Annotated in this window: 23 protein-coding genes and 1 riboswitch; of the genes, 20 read left to right on the top strand and 3 right to left on the bottom strand. The window is 47.6% G+C overall.

Features of this window, described 5'->3' with window-relative positions; genetic code table 11:
• Positions 1 to 3 precede the first annotated feature (3 nt).
• The 4 genes from OTK50_RS08810 to OTK50_RS08795 all read left to right on the top strand — a co-directional run bounded on the left by OTK50_RS08810 (position 4) and on the right by OTK50_RS08795 (position 5,154).
• Positions 4 to 537, top strand: coding sequence for a CvpA family protein (locus OTK50_RS08810; RefSeq protein WP_110085487.1), 534 nt, complete (start codon positions 4 to 6; stop codon positions 535 to 537).
• 105 nt (positions 538 to 642) lie between these two features.
• Positions 643 to 2,355 carry a DNA polymerase/3'-5' exonuclease PolX gene (gene polX, locus OTK50_RS08805; protein ID WP_110085489.1) on the top strand — a complete coding sequence of 571 codons (1,713 nt, stop codon included), beginning with the start codon at positions 643 to 645 and terminating at the stop codon, positions 2,353 to 2,355.
• 20 nt (positions 2,356 to 2,375) lie between these two features.
• Positions 2,376 to 4,733, top strand: coding sequence for an endonuclease MutS2 (locus OTK50_RS08800; protein ID WP_045208402.1), 2,358 nt, complete (start codon positions 2,376 to 2,378; stop codon positions 4,731 to 4,733).
• Between the two features lie 16 nt (positions 4,734 to 4,749).
• Positions 4,750 to 5,154, top strand: a complete 405-nt coding sequence (locus OTK50_RS08795; protein ID WP_003152541.1) for a DUF350 domain-containing protein — start codon at positions 4,750 to 4,752, stop codon at positions 5,152 to 5,154.
• Between the two features lie 137 nt (positions 5,155 to 5,291).
• Here the strand turns inward: OTK50_RS08795 and OTK50_RS08790 are convergent, their stop codons facing one another.
• Together OTK50_RS08790 and OTK50_RS08785 are read right to left on the bottom strand one after the other, a co-directional pair.
• Positions 5,292 to 5,711, bottom strand: a complete 420-nt coding sequence (locus OTK50_RS08790) for a DUF2711 family protein (RefSeq protein ID WP_253272843.1) — start codon at positions 5,709 to 5,711, stop codon at positions 5,292 to 5,294.
• Positions 5,712 to 5,730: 19 nt separating this feature from the next.
• Positions 5,731 to 5,940 carry a DUF2711 family protein gene (locus tag OTK50_RS08785; protein WP_045208400.1) on the bottom strand — a complete coding sequence of 70 codons (210 nt, stop codon included), beginning with the start codon at positions 5,938 to 5,940 and terminating at the stop codon, positions 5,731 to 5,733.
• 105 nt (positions 5,941 to 6,045) lie between these two features.
• On the opposite strand from OTK50_RS08785, the gene OTK50_RS08780 reads away from it, so the two are divergent.
• From OTK50_RS08780 to OTK50_RS08740, 9 genes are all read left to right on the top strand, one after another.
• Complete coding sequence (locus OTK50_RS08780) at positions 6,046 to 7,734, top strand: AMP-binding protein (RefSeq protein WP_045208398.1); 1,689 nt, start codon at positions 6,046 to 6,048, stop codon at positions 7,732 to 7,734.
• A gap of 88 nt (positions 7,735 to 7,822) precedes the next feature.
• Positions 7,823 to 8,407: a TetR/AcrR family transcriptional regulator gene (locus OTK50_RS08775; RefSeq protein WP_007408119.1), complete on the top strand. Its 585-nt coding sequence runs from the start codon at positions 7,823 to 7,825 to the stop codon at positions 8,405 to 8,407.
• 13 nt (positions 8,408 to 8,420) lie between these two features.
• Positions 8,421 to 9,200, top strand: coding sequence for an enoyl-CoA hydratase (locus tag OTK50_RS08770; protein WP_045208396.1), 780 nt, complete (start codon positions 8,421 to 8,423; stop codon positions 9,198 to 9,200).
• Positions 9,201 to 9,213: 13 nt separating this feature from the next.
• A complete protein-coding gene (locus OTK50_RS08765) occupies positions 9,214 to 9,987 on the top strand; it encodes an electron transfer flavoprotein subunit beta/FixA family protein (protein ID WP_007612949.1) in 774 nt (257 codons plus the stop codon).
• A 31-nt stretch (positions 9,988 to 10,018) separates the two neighbouring features.
• Complete coding sequence (locus tag OTK50_RS08760) at positions 10,019 to 10,996, top strand: electron transfer flavoprotein subunit alpha/FixB family protein (RefSeq protein ID WP_032873765.1); 978 nt, start codon at positions 10,019 to 10,021, stop codon at positions 10,994 to 10,996.
• Between the two features lie 208 nt (positions 10,997 to 11,204).
• Positions 11,205 to 12,695, top strand: coding sequence for an alpha-N-arabinofuranosidase (locus tag OTK50_RS08755; RefSeq protein ID WP_045208394.1), 1,491 nt, complete (start codon positions 11,205 to 11,207; stop codon positions 12,693 to 12,695).
• Between the two features lie 153 nt (positions 12,696 to 12,848).
• Positions 12,849 to 13,163 carry a thioredoxin gene (gene trxA, locus OTK50_RS08750; protein WP_003152560.1) on the top strand — a complete coding sequence of 105 codons (315 nt, stop codon included), beginning with the start codon at positions 12,849 to 12,851 and terminating at the stop codon, positions 13,161 to 13,163.
• A gap of 141 nt (positions 13,164 to 13,304) precedes the next feature.
• Positions 13,305 to 15,077, top strand: coding sequence for an excinuclease ABC subunit UvrC (gene uvrC / locus OTK50_RS08745; protein ID WP_045208392.1), 1,773 nt, complete (start codon positions 13,305 to 13,307; stop codon positions 15,075 to 15,077).
• Positions 15,078 to 15,138: 61 nt separating this feature from the next.
• A riboswitch (Lysine riboswitch) is annotated at positions 15,139 to 15,318 on the top strand.
• Positions 15,319 to 15,443: 125 nt separating this feature from the next.
• Entirely contained in the window at positions 15,444 to 16,673 is a 1,230-nt protein-coding gene (locus OTK50_RS08740) for an aspartate kinase (RefSeq protein WP_032873773.1), read from the top strand.
• Positions 16,674 to 16,719: 46 nt separating this feature from the next.
• Here OTK50_RS08740 and OTK50_RS08735 read toward each other — a convergent pair whose 3' ends face one another.
• Positions 16,720 to 17,166: a YslB family protein gene (locus OTK50_RS08735; RefSeq protein WP_007612940.1), complete on the bottom strand. Its 447-nt coding sequence runs from the start codon at positions 17,164 to 17,166 to the stop codon at positions 16,720 to 16,722.
• Between the two features lie 296 nt (positions 17,167 to 17,462).
• On the opposite strand from OTK50_RS08735, the gene sdhC reads away from it, so the two are divergent.
• From sdhC to racE, 7 genes are all read left to right on the top strand, one after another.
• Positions 17,463 to 18,071 (top strand): succinate dehydrogenase cytochrome B558, encoded by a 609-nt coding sequence (sdhC, locus tag OTK50_RS08730; protein WP_038459406.1) that lies wholly within the window; start codon positions 17,463 to 17,465, stop codon positions 18,069 to 18,071.
• Positions 18,072 to 18,104: 33 nt separating this feature from the next.
• Entirely contained in the window at positions 18,105 to 19,865 is a 1,761-nt protein-coding gene (gene sdhA / locus OTK50_RS08725) for a succinate dehydrogenase flavoprotein subunit (protein ID WP_003152573.1), read from the top strand.
• 2 nt (positions 19,866 to 19,867) lie between these two features.
• Entirely contained in the window at positions 19,868 to 20,626 is a 759-nt protein-coding gene (gene sdhB / locus OTK50_RS08720; protein WP_003152575.1) for a succinate dehydrogenase iron-sulfur subunit, read from the top strand.
• A gap of 59 nt (positions 20,627 to 20,685) precedes the next feature.
• Entirely contained in the window at positions 20,686 to 21,123 is a 438-nt protein-coding gene (locus OTK50_RS08715) for an acyl-CoA thioesterase (protein ID WP_007612938.1), read from the top strand.
• Positions 21,124 to 21,243: 120 nt separating this feature from the next.
• The gene (gene gerE, locus OTK50_RS08710) at positions 21,244 to 21,468 is read left to right on the top strand and encodes a spore germination transcription factor GerE (protein ID WP_003152579.1); all 225 of its coding nucleotides are present in this window, start codon (positions 21,244 to 21,246) and stop codon (positions 21,466 to 21,468) included.
• A gap of 185 nt (positions 21,469 to 21,653) precedes the next feature.
• Positions 21,654 to 22,094, top strand: coding sequence for a MarR family winged helix-turn-helix transcriptional regulator (locus OTK50_RS08705; protein ID WP_003152580.1), 441 nt, complete (start codon positions 21,654 to 21,656; stop codon positions 22,092 to 22,094).
• 7 nt (positions 22,095 to 22,101) lie between these two features.
• Positions 22,102 to 22,920 (top strand): glutamate racemase, encoded by an 819-nt coding sequence (racE, locus tag OTK50_RS08700; RefSeq protein WP_012118125.1) that lies wholly within the window; start codon positions 22,102 to 22,104, stop codon positions 22,918 to 22,920.
• Positions 22,921 to 22,993: the final 73 nt, after the last annotated feature.

Here is a 22,993-nt window from a genome sequence, read left to right as displayed (position 1 = left end):
CATATGATAGATATCATCATCTTAGTTTTGCTCTTAATGGGCACATTGCTTGGATTAAAAAGAGGATTTATCCTCCAATTTATATATTTAACGAGTTTCATCCTCTCGATTGCGTTTGCGGCGCTTTTTTACAAAAACCTGGCCCCGCATCTGAGCTTTATACCCGCGCCTGATTTTTCCGGCGGGCAGGCGGCTCTGTCTTTTATTAAAGGAAACGTAGAGACGGCTTATTACAACGCGATCGCGTTTGTCATTTTGTTTATCATCGCAAAGATTCTGCTTCGGATTATCGGAGCGGCGCTTAATATTATCGCCAGCATTCCGGTCATTAAACAGATCAACAAACTGCTGGGCGGGGTGCTCGGATTTCTGGAAGTCTATTTATTTGCGTTTATCCTGTTATACGTCGCATCCGTACTGCCGGTAAGCGCGCTTCAGGATATGCTCGCACAATCGACGCTTGCAAATTTCATCACACATCATACGCCGTATCTGTCAGGGCTCCTGCAAGAACTGTGGGCCCAGTACGGGGCATAAAAAACTTCTCTTGACCGGAGAAGTTTTTTTCAAGCTCTGCGCCAGTTGTGCCGGAGGAGAAAAATTTGTATGATGAAAAGCAGGAAACGACTGGGGGTTAACAGTATGCATAAAAAAGATATCATCAGGCTGCTTGAAACGATTGCGGTCTATATGGAACTGAAAGGGGACAACCCGTTTAAAATATCAGCCTTCCGAAAAGCGGCAGCAGCGCTTGAGCAGGATGACCGCAGCCTGTCGGAAATCGACGACATGATGTCTATATCCGGCATCGGAAAAGGCACTTACGGCGTCATTCGTGAATATATGGAGGAAGGTGTGTCCGGCACGCTTCTCCAATTGCAGAAAGAAGTTCCGGAAGGCTTGGTTCCTCTTTTGAAGCTTCCGGGCCTCGGCGGCAAAAAAATCGCCAAGCTGTATCAGGAACTGGGCGTTCATGACGCGGAATCGCTGAAAGAAGCGTGCGAGCAGCAAAAAGTACAGGGGCTCGCCGGTTTCGGCAAAAAAACGGAGGAGAAAATCCTTCAGGCTCTCGGAGAAGCCGGAAAACAGCCGGAACGTTTTCCGATCGGCTATGCGCTCGGCATTGCTTCAGTAATTGAAGAACATTTGGCCCGGCTGACGGATATTCAGAAATATTCCCGGGCCGGCAGTCTCAGAAGAGCGCGGGAAACCGTAAAAGATCTGGATTACATTATCGCTACAGATCATCCGGAGGCTGTCAGAGAACAGCTTCTTTCCCTCCCGAACGTAAAAGACGTGATAGCGAGCGGGGATACAAAAGTATCAGTCATCCTCACCTTTGAATATGAGACGAGTGTGGATTTCCGGCTTGTGACAGAGGAACAGTTCGCCACCACGCTGCATCATTTTACCGGTTCTAAAGATCACAACATTAAAATGCGCCAGCTGGCGAAAGAGCGCGGTGAACGGATCAGCGAATACGGAGTAGAAACCATAGAAACGGGAGACGTCAAAACATTCCCGAGCGAAGAAGCGTTTTACGCCCACTTCGACTTGCCGTTTATTCCTCCTGAGCTCAGAGAGACCGGGCAGGAGGTCGACACGTACCGGGAAGAAACGGACCTTGTGGAGCATAAAGCGATAAAAGGCGATCTCCACATGCACTCAGCCTGGAGTGACGGCGCTTTTTCCATCAGAGAAATGGCAGAAGCGTGTATGGCAAAAGGCTATCAGTACATGGCGATCACCGACCATTCCCAATATTTAAAGGTAGCCAACGGGTTAACAGCCGAACGGCTCAAAAAACAGGCGGAAGAAATTGACGCGTTAAATGCTGAATTTGAAAATTTTCATATTTTTAAAGGCGTAGAAATGGACATTCTCCCCGACGGTTCGCTCGATTATGATGACAGTGTTCTGTCTGAAATGGATCTTGTCATCGCGTCTATTCATTCAAGCTTCAGCCAGCCGGAGCATGTCATTATGAAACGGCTTGAACAGGCGCTGACGAATAAGCACGTGGACATTATCGCCCACCCGACGGGACGCCTGATCGGCAGACGGGCCGGCTATGAAGTCGACATCGACATGCTGATTGAACTCGCCGCCAAAACAAATACGGCGCTTGAACTGAATGCAAACCCCGCGCGCCTCGATTTGCGGACTGAGCATCTTATCAAAGCAAATGAAAAAGGCGTGACTTTGGTCATTAATACCGATGCCCATAATATCGAGATGCTCGATGATATGAAAACGGGCGTGACCGCTGCGCGCAAAGGGTGGACGGAGACAAAACATGTGTTAAACGCCCGGCCGCTACACGAGGTCAAAGCATTTCTGACGCGCAATGATTAAGTAAGGAGGATCACAAAACCGTGCAGCAAAAAGTGTTATCATCACTTGAATTTCATAAAGTAAAAGAACAGATTACCGCACATGCCGCCTCATCGCTCGGCCGGGAGAAGCTTCTGCAGCTGAAACCTTTGACGGATCTCTCAGACATCCAAAAACAGCTGGATGAAGTCGAAGAAGCATCCGCGGTCATGCGCTTGAGAGGCCATGCTCCGTTCGGCGGCCTGACCGACATAAGATCCGCTTTACGGCGGGCGGAAATCGGCAGTGTGCTGACGCCGGCGGAATTTACCGAATTGTCCGGGCTGCTGTATGCCGTTAAACAAATGAAGCATTTTATCAGCCAAATGACAGAAGACGGCGTCGGCATTCCGCTGATACAAGCCCATGCAGAAGAGCTGATTACATTAGGCGATTTGGAAAGGGAGATTAACTCCTGCATTGATGACCATGGTGAAGTGCTTGATCATGCGTCTCCCGCTTTAAGGGGAATCCGCACGCAGCTCAGGACGCTTGAATCAAGAGTCAGAGACCGGCTTGAATCGATGCTGCGTTCATCTTCCGCTTCTAAAATGCTGTCTGACACCATCGTTACGATTCGGAATGACCGCTTTGTCATCCCGGTCAAACAGGAATACAGATCAAGCTACGGCGGAATTGTCCACGATACATCTTCATCCGGTGCGACACTGTTTATTGAACCGCAGGCGATCGTAGATATGAACAACTCGCTTCAGCAGGCGAAAGTAAAAGAAAAACAGGAAATCGAACGGATTCTCCGAATGCTGACGGAGCATACGGCTGAACACACACAAGAAATCGCTCAAAATGTGGAAGTGCTGCAGACACTGGATTTCATTTTCGCCAAAGCGAGATACGCAAAAGCAATGAAGGCGACAAAACCACTCATGAACGGAGACGGTTTTATCCGGCTGAAAAAAGCGCGCCATCCGCTGCTGCCCCAAGATCAAGTCGTGGCCAACGATATTGAACTGGGCGGAGATTACTCAACGATCGTTATCACGGGACCGAATACGGGCGGTAAAACCGTTACGTTAAAAACACTCGGGCTGCTGACGATAATGGCGCAGGCAGGATTGCACATACCGGCTGATGAAGGATCGGAAGCAGCCGTATTTGACAATGTGTTTGCCGATATCGGCGATGAACAGTCGATCGAACAAAGTCTGAGTACGTTCTCATCCCACATGGTCAATATCGTCAATATTTTAAAAGACGTGTCTGAAAACAGTCTTGTGCTGTTTGATGAACTCGGTGCCGGAACAGATCCGCAGGAAGGAGCGGCGCTTGCCATGAGCATCCTTGACGAAGTTCACCGGACAAACGCCAGAGTGCTTGCGACAACCCATTATCCGGAACTGAAAGCATACGGATATAACAGACAAGGCGTCATGAATGCCAGCGTTGAATTTGACATCGAAACGCTTTCGCCTACTTATAAGCTTCTGATCGGAGTGCCGGGCCGAAGCAACGCATTTGAAATCTCAAGACGCCTTGGGCTTCCGGAGCATATCATCGGCCAGGCTAAGTCAGAAATGACCGCCGAACATAACGAAGTCGATCTGATGATCGCATCGCTTGAAAAAAGCAAAAAAAGAGCGGATGAAGAGCTTTCTGAAACCGAATCAATCAGAAAAGAAGCAGAAAAACTGCACAAAGAGCTTCAGCAGCAAATCATTGAGCTGAACGCCCAAAAAGATAAAATGATGGAAGAAGCCGAGCAGAAAGCTGCGGAAAAACTGGAAGCCGCCGCAAAAGAAGCCGAACAGATCATCCGCGAACTCCGGTCCATCAAGCAAGAACACAGATCCTTTAAGGAACACGAGCTGATTGACGCCAAAAAACGTCTCGGAGACGCGATGCCGGCTTTTGAAAAATCAAAGCAGCCGGAAAGAAAAACAGAGAAAAAACGCGAGCTCAAGCCGGGCGACGAAGTAAAGGTGCTCACATTCGGACAAAAAGGGGCGCTGCTTGAGAAAACCGGCGAGAAAGAATGGAACGTCCAAATCGGCATCCTCAAAATGAAGGTGAAGGAAAAAGATCTTGAGTTTCTCAAATCGGCTCCTGAACCGAAAAAAGAAAAAGCAATCACCGCCATAAAAGGGAAGGATTATCACGTATCCCTTGAACTTGACCTCAGGGGAGAGCGTTACGAAAACGCCCTCAGCCGCGTCGAAAAATATTTAGATGACGCGGTGCTTGCCGGCTATCCGAGAGTGTCCATCATTCACGGAAAAGGCACGGGCGCCCTCCGAAAAGGGGTGCAGGATCTTCTGAAAAACCACCGCAGCGTGAAAAGCTCGCGGTTCGGGGAAGCGGGAGAAGGAGGATCAGGCGTAACGATTGTCGAACTAAAATAAAAAGGGAGTAAACGTCATGAATGCTTTTTGGGAAAATGAGCTTGTTGAAATCGCGGCTTATTACAGTGTAGCCGTCTTGTGTCTCGTCATTTTTCTGACCGTGTTTGAATTGGTGACATCCTATAAAAACTGGGTGGAAATCCAAAAAGGCAATCTTGCGGTGGCAATGGCGACCGGAGGGAAAATTCTCGGTATCGCAAATGTCTTTCAGCACAGCATCGCCCAGCATAATTCGCTTTTGCAAATGATCGGCTGGGGCGTATACGGATTTATTATGCTTTTAATCAGCTATTTTATCTTTGAATTTCTGACGCCCCGGTTTAAAATTGATAAAGAAATTGAAAAAGATAACAGAGCTGTCGGCTTTATTTCATTTGTCATCTCAGTCGGCCTGTCATTTGTGGTGGCCGCCGGGATTTAAGGGGACGGGGAAAAATGGAGAAGCTTGCGAAAGTGCTGCTGTCGGCAGCGGGAATTTTTCTGTTCATCGGACTTATTTATCTGGTCATGACATCTTAATACTGAAAAAAGGCTGCCGAACTGAATCGGCGGCCTTTTTTATTGAGAATACCAGTTTATGCAGGCCGTATCAGAGCAAATGACGGCTTCCCAACTCATGGCGCGGATGACAGACGGCATGTCTTGATCTTCCATGAGAAAGAGTGTCGTAAAAGAATCATATATGCTCATAAAAGCGGCGCGCCGTTTTTCGTCGGCAATGATCATGTCAGCCCGCAACAACCCGCATACATCCGAAGCCGCCGTTTGATTGAGTGAAAATATGCCTTTCTCTTCGACAGGCTCATAATAAGTGCAACGCTTTATGCCTTTTGAACGGAACACATCCAAAAGTCCCGGAATTAAAAATGGTGAAGTGACATCATCGCTCGGCAAGTACAGATCGGGATGAAGCCGATTAAACAGCCTGGCGGATTCTGGATGTGCATATTCATCCCGAAGTGCCATGACAGCGCTCATAAGCGCAATCCGCAAACGGTCATGACGGATTTCCAGGAACGGGTCTGCCCATCGCGTTGATCTCCTCATCACTCGGATACATATGTTCATAAGGCCGTTTGCGCTTTTGCTCTTCCCACCCATCAGGCATCCGGACAAAGGGATGGAGCAAAAAGGCGGCTGACGTAAACGGCTTCGGCAGCTGGCGCAGGATAGGAACTCCTTCTTCAAAATGCAGCGTTTCCAGCAAACTCAACACCTCCTGAAACTCGAAATTTCACATGAAACGCTTTCCAATTCCAATCACCCTTCTGCTATAATAATAGCGTATAGGAAAACAGAAGGGAGAGGTATTATGCAGTCTGAAAAGCCATGGCTTTCTCAATATCCCGAAGAGATTCCGCATGAGCTTGAATTTACTGATCAAACCCTGCCATCCAATCTGACAAACTCCGCAGCTCAATTCCCGAACCACACCGCCATTTATTTTCTCGGAAAAAAACTCACATTCCAAGACGTTCTCACAGATTCGTTAAAGCTAGCCGCTTTTTTACGCAAAACAGGCCTGAAAAAAGGTGACAGAGCCGCCATTATGCTGCCCAATTGTCCGCAGTCGGTCATCGCTTTTTACGGCGTATTGTTTGCCGGGGGCATTGTCGTTCAGACCAATCCTCTCTACACGGAACACGAGCTTGAGTATCAGCTGAAAGACAGTGCGCCGCGCGTGATCATCACCCTCGATATGCTGTTTCCGAAAGTGATAAAAATGAAAACGTTATCACTCGTCGAACGCATTATTACAACGAGTATAAAAGACTTTTTGCCGTTTCCGAAAAATATGCTGTATACGCTCACGCAAAAACAGCAGGTTCATATTGATTATGACGGCTGCGAACAAATTCACAAATTAGCGGATATTTTAAAAAACGAAAGAGCGGAGGAAGCAGAGCCATTTGATATTGACCCTGCGCATGACATCGCCGTGCTTCAATACACGGGCGGAACAACCGGCTATCCGAAAGGTGTCATGCTCACACATCGGAACATTCAGGCCAATACAGAAATGTGCGCCGCCTGGATGTACAAAATGAAAAAGGGAGCCGAAAAGGTGCTCGGCATCGTGCCTTTTTTTCATGTGTACGGATTGACCGCTGTGCTTAATTTTTCCATTATGCAGGGATGTGAAATGATCCTTCTTCCCAAATTCAATCCTTTGGATACCTTGAAAACAATCGACAGGCTGAAGCCGACGGTTTTTCCCGGGGCGCCGACGATTTACATCGGGCTGTTGCATCATCCGGAGCTGAATAAATATGATCTGTCCTCCATTGAAAACTGTCCGAGCGGTTCAGCGGCGCTGCCGGTTGAGGTCAAACAGAAATTTGAAAAAGTGACCGGAGGAAAGCTTGTGGAAGGCTACGGATTATCCGAAGCATCACCGGTTACCCATTCAAACTTCATCTGGGGAAAAAACAAACCCGGCAGCATCGGCTGTCCCTGGCCCAATACCGACGCCGGAATCTATTCAGAAGAAAAAGGCGGGCTTGCGGAGCCGTATGAACACGGCGAGCTGATCGTAAAAGGCCCTCAGATCATGAAAGGGTACTGGAATAAGCAGGAGGAGACGGCGCGTGTCATCAGAGACGGCTGGCTGTTTACCGGAGATATGGGATATATGGATGAGGAAGGATTTTTCTACATCGCCGACAGGAAAAAAGACATCATCATTGCCGGCGGGTACAACATTTACCCCCGAGAGGTGGAAGAGGCGCTTTATGAGCATGAAGCCGTTCAGGAAATCGTCGTAGCGGGCGTTCCTGATTCCTACAGGGGGGAAACGGTGAAAGCATTTATCGTTTTGAAAAAAGGCGCCGAGGCAGATGCCGATGAGCTTGATGCGTTTGCAAGAGAGCGGCTTGCGCCGTACAAAGTCCCGAAGCTTTACGAATTCAGAAAAGAGCTTCCGAAAACGGCCGTCGGAAAAATATTAAGAAGGCGTTTAGTCGAAGAGGAAGATGCTTCCCGTGAAAACAAGGTGCCTTAAAAGAAAAACTTGACAAAATCCGGATTCCTTTTTATCATGAAGTTATGAATGAATAGTCATTCATTTATCGAAGGAAGGAACGATGACATTGAACCAAAAACGGCCAAAGTATATGCAGATTATTGATGCAGCAGTAGAAGTCATAGCGGAAAACGGCTATCACCAATCACAGGTGTCCAAAATCGCCAAGCAGGCCGGCGTTGCGGACGGCACCATCTATTTATATTTCAAAAACAAAGAGGATATACTCATTTCTCTTTTTAAAGAAAAGATGGGCCAGTTCATTGAACGCATGGAAGAAGAAGTGAAAGAAAAAACGACGGCAAAAGAAAAACTCGCTCTCGTTATTAAGCAGCATTTCACACTGCTCGGCAATGACCGCCACCTCGCGATTGTGACCCAGCTTGAGCTCAGACAGTCGAATATCAAGCTGCGCCTGAAAATCAATGATATTTTAAAAGGTTATTTAAACATGCTGGACACCATTTTGACCGAAGGAATCAAGTCGGGGGAATGGAAAGACAATCTCGACGTCCGCCTCGCCCGGCAGATGATATTCGGGACGATAGATGAAACAGTGACAACATGGGTGATGAACGATCAGAAATATGATCTTCCGGATTTGTCAGACAAGGTATTGGAGCTGTTGGTGTCAGGAATTCATCAAAACTAAAGGGGGTTGACGGATGAACAGCCTTTCGATGGCGGTAGAACAATCTGTTGCGGTGATCACCATTAATCATCAGCCGGCCAACGCGCTGTCAGGTGCGGTTTTAGATGAGTTGTCCGGTATGTTCGACCGGTGTGAAACGGATGACAGCGTCAGAAGCATCATCATTCGCGGTGAGGGAAAATTTTTCTCGGCGGGCGCCGATATAAAGGAATTTACGTCGCTTGAAAATCTTGAGCAATCTTCTGCCATGGCGGATAAAGGCCAGCAGCTGATGGAAAGAATTGAAGGGTTTCCGAAGCCCGTTATCGCAGCGATTCACGGCGCTGCGCTCGGCGGCGGTCTTGAGCTAGCCATGGCCTGCCATATCAGAATCGCTACATTGGATGCAAAGCTCGGCCTGCCCGAGCTGAATCTCGGCATTATTCCGGGCTTTGCCGGGACGCAGCGGCTTCCCCGGTACGTCGGTACGGCGAAAGCGCTTGAAATGATCGGCACTTCAGAACCTGTGACCGGAGAAGAAGCGCTCAGCCTCGGCCTTATCACGATAGGCGCCGAACATGAGGAAGAGCTGCTGCAAAAAGCGAAAACGCTCGCGGGCAAGTTTGCGGAAAAAAGCCCGCAGTCGATGGCTTATCTGCTTGAGCTCCTTTATTCAAACAAGATCTATTCTTATGACGGCGGCTTAAAGCTTGAAGCAAAGCGCTTTGGGGAAGCATTTGCATCAGATGACGCAAAAGAAGGCATTCAGGCATTTCTCGAAAAAAGAAAGCCTCAATTCGGTGGGCGAAGATAAAGGGGATAAGATTATGAATCTATTTGTACTGATGAAACGGACGTTTGACACAGAAGAGAAAATCGTCATTGAAGCAGGAAAGATTCAGGAGGACGGGGCCGAATTTATCATTAATCCGTATGATGAATACGCCATTGAAGAAGCCATTCAGCTGAAGGAAGAGCACGGCGGAACCGTTACCGCTGTAACCGTCGGCGGAGAAGATGCGGAGAAAGAACTGAGAACCGCCCTTGCGATGGGCTGTGACCAGGCGGTGTTAATCAATATTGAAGATGATCTGAGCGATCCTGACCAATACTCCATTTCAACTATCTTATATCATTATTTCAAGGACCGGGAATATGATCTGATTCTCGGCGGAAATGTCGCGATTGACGGCGGTTCAGGCCAAGTGGCTCCAAGGCTTGCCGAACTGCTGAACATTCCTTGCGTCACAACGATCACAAAACTGACAATCAGCGGCGATGAAGCTGTGGCAGAGAAAGACAATGAAGGGGATACCGAAATCATTAAAACCTCACTTCCTTTAGTCATCACGGCACAGCAAGGCTTAAACGAGCCGCGCTATCCGTCGCTTCCGGGCATTATGAAGGCGAAGAAAAAACCGCTGGAAGAACTTGAGCTCGATGATCTCGACATTGATGAAGATGAAGCCGCACCGAAGCTCAAAACGATCGAACGTTTTCTGCCGCCGCAAAAAGAAGCGGGCAGACTGATCGAAGGAGAAGCCGCTGAGCAGGCGAAAGAGCTTGTGTCACTGCTGAGAAAAGAAGCCAAAGTCGTATAAACCGATATTAAAGAAACTGGGGGATGTCAGAATGGGAAAAAAAGTGATCGTACTCGGAGAAATTCGTGACGGCGCCTTACGGAACGTCACCTTTGAAGCCATAGCCGCAGGCAAAACCATTTCCGGCGGAGGAGATGTCATCGGCGTACTGATGGGAAAAGGCGCGGCTGATGCAGCACCGGAACTCATTCAGTACGGCGCCGACAAAGTATTTACGGCCGATGCGCCGGGGCTTTCTCAGTATACGGCGGACGGATATGCCGCGGTTCTCGGGGATCTGATCGAAAATGAAAAGCCTGATGCGGTCATTTTCGGCCACACTTCTATGGGAAAAGATTTGTCACCTAAGCTTGCGGCCCGGTTTGAAACGGGGCTGATCTCAGACAGCACGGATGTAAGCGTTACCGGAGACAACATCGTTTTTACAAGACCGATTTATTCGGGCAAAGCCTTTGAACAGGTGATTTCAACCGATCCGTTCATTTTGGCGACAATTCGGCCGAATAATATTCAGGCATTAGAAAAAGACGCGAACCGGACGGGTGATATTGAAGAGCTTGCGGCACCTCCGGCAGATTTGCGGACGGTCATTGAAGAAGTAGTCAAAAAAACGGCGGACGGCGTGGATTTATCAGAAGCGAAAATTATCGTAGCAGGCGGCCGCGGTGTAAAAAGCAAAGATGGATTTGAACCGTTAAAAGAACTTGCCGAGGTGCTCGGAGCAGCGGTGGGCGCTTCACGCGGCGCGTGTGACGCGGACTATTGCGATTATTCCCTTCAAATCGGCCAGACGGGAAAAGTCGTCACGCCGGATTTGTATATCGCCTGCGGAATTTCCGGAGCGATTCAGCACTTGGCGGGCATGTCAAACAGTAAGGTCATCGTTGCCATTAACAAAGACCCGGAAGCAGAAATATTTAAAATAGCGGACTACGGAATTGTCGGCGATTTGTTCGAAGTGGTTCCGCTTCTGACCCAGGAATTTAAAAATGCCAATATTCATTCATAATCAAAACCCTCTGGCTTATTTGTCAGAGGGTTTTGATTTGTGTTAATTAGTTCGGACAAATTATAGATTAATAAAACAACGGATTGACATGTACGAACCAATGTAATAAGCTTTTGTAAAGCGCTTACAAACTTATCCATACAGCATTCATCCCAGATAGATTGTCTCTAGTGCTTTCATTCTTATTAAGGGGAAGGAATGATCAAGTTTGTCTCACAATACGGCAGTCATTCAAACTGATATCACACGGGGAACCATTAATAAAAACATATACGGACATTTCGCGGAACATCTGGGAAGAGGCATATATGAGGGCATCTGGGTCGGAAAAGATTCCGATATTCCGAATACCGGCGGGATCAGGACGGATGTCGCCGACGCCCTCAAACAGCTTCAGATTCCCGTCCTCAGATGGCCGGGCGGCTGTTTTGCAGATGAATACCATTGGGCAAACGGCGTAGGGAAACGCAAAACCATGCTGAATACCCATTGGGGCGGGACGATTGATTCCAATGAATTCGGCACGCACGAGTTTATGATGCTTTGTGAACTGCTCGGCTGCGAACCGTACATCGCCGGAAACGTCGGCAGCGGAACGGTTAAAGAAATGGCTGATTGGATTGAATACATGACGTTTGAAGCGGGCACGCCGATGTCCGACTGGAGAAAAGAAAACGGGCGGGAAAAACCGTGGAAGCTGAAATATTTCGGAATAGGAAATGAGAACTGGGGCTGCGGCGGAAACATGCATCCTGAGTATTATGCCGACCTTTACAGAAACTTTCAAACCTATGTCCGCAATTACAGCGGTAATGAAATCTATAAAATTGCCGGCGGCGCGAATGTCGACGATTACCGCTGGACTGAAACTTTAATGAAAAAAGCCGCTGATCTCATGGACGGGCTGAGCCTTCATTATTACACAATACCGGGCGACTTCTGGAAGGGGAAAGGATCAGCGACGGAGTTTACGGAAGATGAATGGTTCATCACGATGAAAAAAGCGGCGCATATGGATGAATTGATCACAAGGCACAGTGCCATCATGGATCAGTACGATCCCGAAAAAAGAGTCGGGCTGATCATTGATGAATGGGGCACGTGGCTTGATCCTGAGCCGGGCACGAATCCGGGCTTTCTGTATCAGCAGAATACGATCCGTGACGCCCTTGTCGCAGCCACGCATTTTCACATTTTTCATCAGCACGCAGACCGCGTACAGATGGCCAATATCGCGCAAACCGTCAACGTGCTTCAGGCAATGATCCTGACAAAAGGGAAAGAAATGCTGTTGACGCCGACGTATCATGTGTTTGATATGTTTAAGGTGCATCAGGACGCATCTCTTTTGGCGACAGAAACAAAAGCAGCCGGGTACGAAAGGAATGACGGCCGGCTCCCGCAAGTCAGCATTTCAGCGTCCAAACAGCAAAACGGAGACATACATATCAGCATTTGCAATATCGATCATCTGCACAAAGCTGATGTGAAGATTGAACTGCGGGGCATGAAAAAGACAGGGAAGCCTTCGGGAACGATTCTGCACGCGGAAAAAATGAATGCCCATAATACATTGAGCAGTCCGGAAAACGTCAAACCGAAGCCGTTTTCCGGGTTTGCTCAAAAGGGCGGAAAACTTGAGGCGGAGCTTCCTCCGATGGCGGTTGTATTAATCACGCTGCCTGCGGGCACATCTTAAGTTATGAACGCCCGCCGCCCGGTTATAATACACTGTATAAAAAAGATTATTTCCGGCGGGTTCGGGAGAAAATAATATAAGCATTAAATTAGCATGAACGAATGGGAGATGCTATACTAAAAATCATCATTTGACAATTGGAGGAATAACAAAATGGCTATCGTAAAAGCAACTGATCAATCGTTCTCAGCTGAAACAAGTGAAGGTGTCGTATTGGCTGATTTCTGGGCTCCTTGGTGCGGACCTTGTAAAATGATCGCGCCCGTTCTTGAAGAGCTTGATCAAGAAATGGGAGACAAACTGAAAATCGTTAAAATCGACGTGGATGAAAACCAAGAAACTGCCGGTAAATACGGCGTCATGAGCATCCCGACACTTCTCGTATTGAAAGACGGAGAAGTCGTTGAAACATCTGTCGGTTTCAAACCGAAAGAAGCTCTTGAAGAGCTTGTAAACAAACATCTGTAAGCTGAAAGCTTCCGTTACGGCAGGGCGATTCCTTTGAAGGGAATCGCCTTTTTTGATCTTCCAAAAGCTGAGAATGGAGAAAAACAAATGTTCGTGATACACTGAATGGACACGAGAAATGAATGTAAGGAAGGGTAACGTATGAATAAACAACTGAAAGAAAAGCTGACCCTCCTTCCCGATCAGCCGGGCTGTTATTTAATGAAAGACCGTCAAAAAACAGTCATCTACGTGGGAAAAGCGAAAGTCTTGAAAAACAGGGTGAGGTCTTATTTCACCGGTTCTCATGACGCAAAAACCCAACGGCTTGTGACGGAGATTGAGGACTTTGAATATATCGTGACTTCCTCCAATCTTGAAGCGCTTATTTTGGAAATGAATCTGATTAAAAAATACGATCCGAAATACAATGTCATGCTGAAAGATGATAAAACCTATCCCTTTATTAAAATCACCCATGAACGCCATCCGCGGCTGATTGTCACCCGGAATGTCAAAAAAGACAAAGGACGCTATTTCGGCCCGTATCCGAATGTGCAGGCGGCGCGGGAAACGAAAAAACTGCTGGACCGCCTTTACCCGCTCAGGAAATGCTCAAAGCTTCCGGACCGCGTCTGTCTTTATTATCATCTCGGACAATGCCTCGCTCCATGTGTAAAGGATATATCTGAGGAGACAAACCGCGAGATTGTTGAAGACATCACCCGTTTTTTAAAGGGAGGGCATAACGAAATCAAAAAAGAGCTCGAAGCGAAAATGGCAGAGGCGGCGGAAAAGCTTGAATTTGAACGGGCTAAAGAATTCCGCGATCAGCTTGCTCACATCGAATCGACGATGGAGAAGCAGAAAATGACCATGAATGACCTTCTGGACCGCGATGTGTTTGCATATGCCTACGATAAAGGCTGGATGTGCGTCCAAGTCTTTTTCATTCGCCAAGGAAAACTGATCGAACGCGATGTCAGCATGTTTCCGATGTATCAGGAAGCGGACGAAGAGTTTCTGACCTTCATCGGCCAGTTCTATTCCAAAAACAATCACTTTCTGCCTAAGGAAATTCTGGTGCCTGACAGCGTTGACAGGGACATGATCAGCGAGCTGTTGGAAACCGCCGTGCATCAGCCGAAAAAAGGCCCGAAAAAAGAGCTGCTTTTGCTTGCGCACAAAAATGCGAAAATCGCCCTGCGGGAAAAATTCTCGTTAATCGAGCGGGATGAGGAACGGTCAATCGGTGCAGCCGAACGGCTCGGCGAAGCACTGAATATTTACACGCCGCATCGGATTGAAGCGTTTGACAACTCCAATATTCAAGGCACAAACCCCGTATCGGCCATGATTGTCTTTATTGACGGAAAACCGAATAAAAAGGAATACCGCAAATATAAAATTAAAACCGTAACAGGGCCGGATGATTACGGTTCAATGAGGGAAGTCGTCAGAAGAAGGTACACGAGGGTGCTCCGCGAAAACCTTCCCCTGCCGGATTTAATCATCATTGACGGCGGAAAAGGGCAGATTAACGCGGCGCGCGACGTGCTCGAGAATGAGCTCGGCCTTGATGTCCCGGTAGCGGGATTGGCGAAAGATGATAAACACCGAACATCCAACCTTTTGATCGGCGACCCGCTTGAACCGGTGTTTTTGGAGCGGAACAGCCAAGAGTTTTACCTGCTTCAGCGTATTCAGGACGAAGTTCACCGTTTTGCGATCAGCTTTCACAGACAGATCCGGGGAAAAAGCGTCTTTCAATCCGTTCTGGATGATATCCCCGGAATCGGCGAAAAACGCAAAAAAATGCTCTTAAAACATTTCGGATCTGTCAAAAAGATGAAGGAAGCAAGCCTTGACGATATCAAAAAAGCGGGGGTGCCGGCCGCGGCGGCCCAGCTGCTGTTTGAAAAATTAAAAAAATAGTATTGTGCTTTTCTGAAAAATCTGCTAGAATGTGAACTAATTTCATAAGATCGTGTTATATGGTGAAGATAGAGGTGCGAACTTCAATAGTAAGCCTTTGGAGAATGATGGATTCTGCGAAAAAGGCTGAAAGGGGAGCGTCGCCGAAGTGTATCACATCCCATCGGTGTGATTTGCTGGCCTTGCATTGAATAAATGTAAGGCTGTCAAGAATTCATTTTCTTGGAGGGCTATCTCGTTGTTCATAATCAATCGTAATGATATGAAAAAGCAATGAGAGCTATTCCTCTCATTGCTTTTTTTATTGTGGACAAAACGCTCTTTTCTCCTCACCCGCACGAACCAAAATGTAAAGGGTGGTCTAGTATGGGTCTTATCGTACAAAAATTCGGAGGCACTTCCGTCGGCTCTGCCGAAAAAATTCAAAATGCTGCAAATCGCGCCATTGCTGAAAAGCAAAAAGGCCATGATGTCGTAGTCGTCGTTTCGGCAATGGGAAAATCAACCGACGCGCTCGTTAACCTCGCGGCTGAAATCACATCTGAACCAAGCAGACGCGAGATGGATATGCTTTTGTCTACGGGAGAGCAGGTCACGATTTCGCTTTTGGCCATGGCGCTTCAGGAAAAAGGATATGACGCCGTCTCTTATACGGGCTGGCAGGCGGGTGTCCGCACGGAAGCCGTTCACGGTAATGCGAGAATTACGGATATTGATATCACGGCGATTCGTTCGCAGCTTGCAGAAGGCAAAATTACAGTCGTTGCCGGTTTTCAGGGCGTAACGGAAGACGGAGGCATCACGACGCTCGGACGGGGCGGTTCCGATACGACGGCGGTCGCTCTTGCAGCAGCGCTGGAAGCGGATAAATGCGACATTTATACAGATGTTCCGGGCGTATTTACGACAGATCCGCGGTATGTCCGGTCAGCGAGAAAACTGGCGGGAATTTCTTATGATGAAATGCTGGAGCTTGCAAATCTAGGAGCGGGTGTTCTTCACCCGCGGGCGGTTGAGTTCGCGAAAAACTACCAAGTGCCTTTAGAAGTGCGGTCAAGCACAGAACATGAAGCTGGAACATTAATTGAGGAGGAATCATCAATGGAGCAGAATTTAATCGTCAGAGGAATTGCATTTGAAGACCAGATCACGAGGGTGTCCGTTACAGGCCTTGCAAGCGGATTGACAACACTTTCAACAATCTTCACCGCGCTGGCAAAACGAAACATCAACGTTGACATTATTATTCAGACACAGTCGGACGATGGGGAAGCGGATATTTCTTTCTCAGTGAAAACGGAAGATGCCGCGCAAACGGTCGCCGTGCTTGAAGAATATAAAAACGCGCTTGACTATGAAAAAATTGAAACCGAAAGAAAACTGGCGAAAGTCTCTATTGTCGGGTCGGGCATGGTTTCAAATCCCGGCGTCGCCGCGGACATGTTTGCCGTACTGGCGGAAAAAAATGTACAAGTCAAAATGGTAAGCACATCTGAAATAAAAGTGTCAGCGGTTGTCAGCGAAAATGATATGGTGAAAGCGGTCGAAGCGCTTCATGATGCGTTTGAGCTTTCTAAACAGCCGTCTGCCGTGTAAACGGGCAGGCAAAAAGGCGGGACTTGGAGTCACCGCCTTTTTGCAATTATACAGGGTCCTTCATATCCCATTTTACGGTCAGGACGACTTTATCCGCTCTCTTTTTTACCTGTTCATAAGATTCTGCAATCTGATCGTTCATCAATTGAATCTGTTCGGCTATAAAACCGGCTTCAAGCTGAAAACAAGGCTCTTTCTGATGTTTGAGCCTGCTGGATACGAGCGGTCCTTCCAGTTCGAATTCCAGTTCTTGTTTTTTTGATCCTGCGTTTGTCAAAGTTCCCCAGCCGGCTTTTTCAAAAAAGGCGGGGATTTCTTCCCACGATTGAAGAGGAAATTTGCGGGCGAGGCGTTTTCCCGCCCAATACATCATGGATGAATGCTCCGGGCCGAGGATATCCGGAAGCACGATTTCCCGGATTAATTCGTAGCCGTATGCGCTGACGTCGAGTTCAGTTAAAGGTTCTAAAGCTGCTTCATAATTATTCTTCATATTATGTATTCCCCTCTCTCCTTCGTTTATTATAGCTTAAACATGGGGGAGGATTACAGGATGATCCTATAAAACACGCGAAAAAATGTGAGAAAGATATCGCAGGAAAATAAAATTTTCCCTCCAGATAATCAATTCCGAAAATTATAATTTATGTACACGTTTTCTTGACGCCCTTTTGAGGGAGGAGTAAAATGAAATTGTCAATAAATTTTAATAAAGTGCTTACAATTGAAACGAAGTGGGGGCAGAGATTTTAGTACATTTCGCACTTAAATCAAACAGGGGGTAAAGTAATGTCTGGGAACAGAGAGTTTTATTTTCGAAGATTGCATTCCTTGCTCGGTGTTATTCCGGTCGGCATCTTTTTGATCCAGCATTTAGTCGTCAACCAATTTGCCGCAAGGGGAGCGGATGCGTTTAACAAGGCGGCCGGCTTTATGGACAGTCTGCCGTTCAGGTATGCGTTAGAAATTTTTATTATTTTCTTACCTTTAATTTATCATGCGGTTTACGGTGTGTACATAGCATTTACTGCGAAAAACAACGCTGGCCACTACAGTTATTTCAGAAACTGGATGTTTGTGCTTCAGCGTGTCACTGGTATTCTCACCCTTATTTTCGTCAGCTGGCATGTATGGCAGACGCGGGTTGCCGCGCAGATGGGCGCTGAAGTCAACTTCGATATGATGGCGAATATTCTGAGCTCGCCGTTTATGCTCGGTTTTTACATTGTAGGCGTTTTATCGGTCATTTTCCACTTTTCAAACGGCTTATGGTCTTTTGCGGTCACATGGGGGATCACGGTCACGCCGCGTTCACAAAGAATTTCGACTTACGTGACGCTGATTATATTTTTAGCGCTTTCATACGTAGGTTTAAAAGCGATTTTTGCGTTTGTGTAAGAGAACTAGATTACTAGAGGGAGAGGGGCTATCATGAGTCAATCAAGCATTATCGTAGTCGGCGGGGGTCTTGCCGGCCTCATGGCGACAATTAAAGCAGCGGAATCAGGCACGGCCGTTAAATTGTTTTCCATCGTTCCGGTCAAACGCTCTCACTCGGTCTGCGCGCAGGGCGGGATAAACGGAGCTGTCAACACAAAAGGGGAAGGAGACTCTCCGTTTGAGCATTTTGATGACACGGTATACGGAGGCGACTTTTTGGCAAACCAGCCTCCTGTAAAAGCGATGTGTGAAGCGGCGCCGTCCATTATCCACTTATTGGACCGCATGGGGGTTATGTTTAACAGAACGCCGGAAGGGCTCTTGGACTTCCGCCGTTTCGGGGGTACACAGCATCACAGAACCGCTTACGCGGGAGCGACGACGGGTCAGCAGCTTCTTTACGCACTGGACGAGCAGGTGCGCAGATATGAAGTGGCAGGTCTCGTCACAAAATATGAAGGCTGGGAATTCCTCGGCGCCGTTCTTGACGATGAGCGCACGTGCCGCGGTATCGTAGCCCAAAATCTGACCAATATGCAAATCGAGTCATTCCGTTCTGACGCCGTTATTATGGCGACGGGAGGACCCGGAATCGTATTCGGAAAATCAACAAACAGCATGATCAACACGGGATCTGCCGCATCAATCGTTTATCAGCAGGGCGCTTATTATGCAAACGGCGAATTTATCCAAATTCACCCGACAGCAATCCCGGGGGACGATAAACTGCGTCTGATGAGTGAATCGGCGCGCGGCGAGGGCGGAAGAGTCTGGACGTACAAAGACGGAAAACCTTGGTACTTCCTTGAGGAAAAATATCCGGCTTACGGAAACCTCGTGCCGCGGGATATTGCGACACGTGAAATCTTTGACGTGTGCGTGAATCAGAAACTCGGCATCAACGGTGAAAACATGGTGTATCTCGATCTGTCGCACAAAGATCCGAAAGAGCTTGACGTTAAGCTTGGCGGCATTATCGAAATCTATGAAAAATTCATGGGCGATGACCCGCGCAAGCTTCCGATGAAAATTTTCCCTGCCGTTCACTATTCAATGGGCGGACTGTGGGTTGATTATGATCAGATGACAAGCATCCGCGGACTGTTCGCAGCGGGAGAATGTGATTATTCAATGCACGGAGGAAACCGTTTAGGGGCGAACTCTCTGCTTTCCGCCATCTACGGTGGAATGGTGGCCGGACCGAATGCGGTGAAATATGTTTCCGGACTTGAAACATCAGCGGAAGACCTGTCTTCTTCATTATTTGATTCCTATGTGAAAAAAGAAGAAGAAAAATGGGCCGATATTATGAAAATGGACGGCGACGAAAATGCCTACGTGCTTCACCGTGAGCTCGGAGAATGGATGACGGCCAACGTCACGGTGGTCCGCCACAACGACAAGCTTTTGAAAACGGATGACAAAATCCAAGAGCTGATGGAACGCTTTAAGAAAATCAATATCAACGATACGACAAAATGGAGCAACCAAGGGGCGATGTTCACACGCCAGTTCTCCAATATGCTTCAGCTTGCCAGAGTCATCACGCTCGGCGCATATAACCGAAATGAAAGCCGGGGAGCGCACTATAAACCGGATTTCCCTGAAAGAAATGACGATGAGTGGCTCAAAACGACGATGGCTAAACATGCCGGTCCGTTTGAAGCTCCGGAATTTGAATATCAGGATGTCGATGTATCACTGATTGCGCCCCGTAAACGCGACTACTCGAAGAAGAAGGTGGCGAAATAATCATGAGTGAGAAAAAGATACGGTTTATCATTACACGTCAGGATACGCCCGAAAGCGCGCCATACGATGAAGAATTCGAAATCAATTACCGCCCGAATCTGAACGTGATTTCCGCCCTGATGGAAATCCGCAGAAATCCCGTGAATGCAAAAGGAGAGAAAACCACTCCGGTCGCATGGGACATGAACTGTCTTGAAGAAGTATGCGGCGCCTGCTCCATGGTTATCAATGGGAGACCTCGCCAGTCATGCACGGCGCTGATTGATAAGCTGGAACAGCCGATCCGTCTGAAGCCGATGAAAACATTCCCGGTTGTCCGTGACCTTCAGGTTGACCGCAGCAGAATGTTTGATTCACTGAAAAAAGTGAAAGCATGGGTGCCGATTGACGGAACTTACGATTTGGGACCGGGGCCGAGAATGCCGGAAAAACGCCGCCAGTGGGCATATGAATTGTCTAAATGCATGACATGCGGCGTCTGCCTCGAAGCCTGCCCGAACGTCAACAGCAAGTCGAAATTCATGGGGCCTGCCCCGATGTCACAAGTGCGTCTGTTTAACGCCCATCCGACGGGCGCCATGAACAAAGCAGAACGTTTAGAAGCGTTAATGACAGACGGCGGCCTCGGAGATTGCGGGAATTCACAAAACTGTGTTCAATCCTGCCCGAAAGGCATTCCGCTTACGACTTCAATCGCTGCTTTGAACAGAGATACCAATTTACAAGCATTCCGTAATTTCTTCGGAAGCGACAGAGTATAAGAAAGAGAAAAAGAGCCTCTTCCGCACGGGAGAGGTTTTTTTATAAGGAGCTGAAGGTGATGAAACAACCGCAATATATTGATATCCCGTTTGAAGAATGGAGACAGTCGTTTTCTTTCTTTACTGAAGTATCGGTTCGTTTTTCAGAAACGGATATGTTCGGCCATATGAATAATGTAACCCCTTTCATCTATTTTGAAGAAGCCCGGATCGCTTATTTTAAACAGCGAGGCATGACGGCGCAAAACTCGGAAACGATGACGGTCGTCGCAAGCCAGCAGTGCGACTATATGCGTCAGGTGATGCCGTATGAAAATCTGCGGATTTATGTGAAAGCAAGCGCTGCCGGAAATGCGTCCGTCACCCTTCATTACCTTGGAGAAAATGAGTCGGGCCTCCCGTGCTTTACAGGTTCCGTCGTTATGGTTCAAGTGTCGAAGGAAAGCGGCAAAGCGGTCAGCTGGACGGAGCGGGAGAAAGGCATTCTGCTCGCCTGAACGGATAACTATTTCTCTAAGAGACGTCACCTCCGAAGCGCCCTTTACATATGATATCTTGACTATATAAACCCATTCGTTTCAGATTCGCTCTCACCTTAGCAAGGAGGGTTACAATACTTGAAGGAGAAAGATTTTCAATCAAAGCCGCTGCTGACCAAAAGAGAAAGAGAAGTATTCGAATTGCTCGTTCAAGACAAGACAACAAAGGAAATTGCAAGCGAGCTATTTATCAGTGAAAAAACTGTACGGAATCACATTTCAAATGCCATGCAGAAATTAGGTGTGAAAGGGCGTTCGCAAGCTGTTGTCGAGCTTCTTAGAATGGGTGAGCTAGAGCTCTGATTCTTGCCGGTTTTCCTTCTTTTCGAGAAGGAGCCGGTTATTTGCGTTGGCGCCCGGGCTGTTGGGCATGCGGTGAAAATCCCGGTTTTCCTTTTTCTCCGTCAGTCTTGCATTTTCTTAAAAAAAGAAGGAAAATAGACACGGAGCGCATAGCCCAGAAAGATCCTTGAGTGAGGGATGGACAAATGACATCAAAATCTGTAGAGCATGTTGCGGATATCGAAAAATCACTCCGCCATATCGCTGCGATCATTAAACAAAAAGGAAGAGAAATCCTTAACCAATATGCAATTACACCGCCGCAATTCGTGGGGCTTCAATGGCTTTATGAATTGGGGGATATGACAATAGGCGAATTATCAGGCAAAATGTATTTGGCTTGCAGCACGACGACGGATCTGATAGACCGCATGGAAAAAAATAAGCTTGTCGAGCGGGTCAAAGACCCGGCTGACAGACGGGTCGTCAGAATTCATCTTCTCGCTGAAGGAGAGCGCATTATCCAAGAAGTGATTTTGAAAAGACAGGCTTATTTGCGGGATATGTTTGCGACATTTTCCGAAGAAGAAACAGCCGCTTTCGAAAAATCATTATTGAAACTGCAGCATGAAATGAAAAGAAAATGAGGCGATTTTGTTGGAACAGCCGATAGGAGTCATTGATTCCGGGGTTGGCGGGTTAACCGTTGCTAAGGAAATCATGAGACAGCTACCGAAGGAAAATATCATCTATGTGGGAGATACAAAACGCTGCCCGTACGGCCCGCGTCCTGAAGAAGAAGTTCTTCAATACACGTGGGAAATGACCGATTACCTGCTGGAAAACCACCATATCAAAATGCTCGTGATCGCCTGCAATACGGCCACGGCCATTGCCTTGGAGGATATTCAGCGCAAAACGGATATTCCGGTTGTCGGCGTCATTCAGCCGGGTGCAAGAACGGCGATAAAGGTCACGAAAAACCAGCATATCGGCGTCATCGGCACGGTCAATACCATTAAAAGCAGAGCGTATGAGCAGGCGCTGCTCGGATTAAACGCAGAACTTCAAGTTGAGAACACGGCTTGTCCGCTGCTCGTACCGTTTGTGGAAAGCGGACGGTTTCTTCAGGAATCAGCGGAGGAAGCGGTTGAAGCATCGCTTGAGCCTTTAAAAGGTACATCAATTGACACCTTGATTTTAGGATGTACGCATTATCCGATTTTAAAAGATCCGATTCAGAACTATATGGGAGAGCATGTGAAAATCATTTCCTCCGGAGACGAGACGGCGAGAGAAGTGAGCACCATCTTGTCTTATAAAGGTTTGTTAAACCAATCGAAACATGCACCGGAGCATCAATTTCTTACAACGGGAGAGCGGAACGGCTTCGCAAAAATTGCCGAAGACTGGTTCGGCCACGAAATCGGCCATGTCGAGTGCATCTCCCTTCAAGAGCCGGTCAGAAAATAAATAAAAAAACCCGCTGTTTACGGCGGGTTTTTTTGCGCTTCCCGGTCTATTTCCCGGACAGGGCTCGTATACA

The sequence above is a fragment of the Bacillus sp. NEAU-CP5 genome (assembly GCF_026420705.1).
GTDB lineage: Bacteria > Bacillota > Bacilli > Bacillales > Bacillaceae > Bacillus > Bacillus velezensis.
Note: the sequence above shows the minus strand (reverse complement) of the source record. Positions and strands in the feature narration are given on the sequence as shown.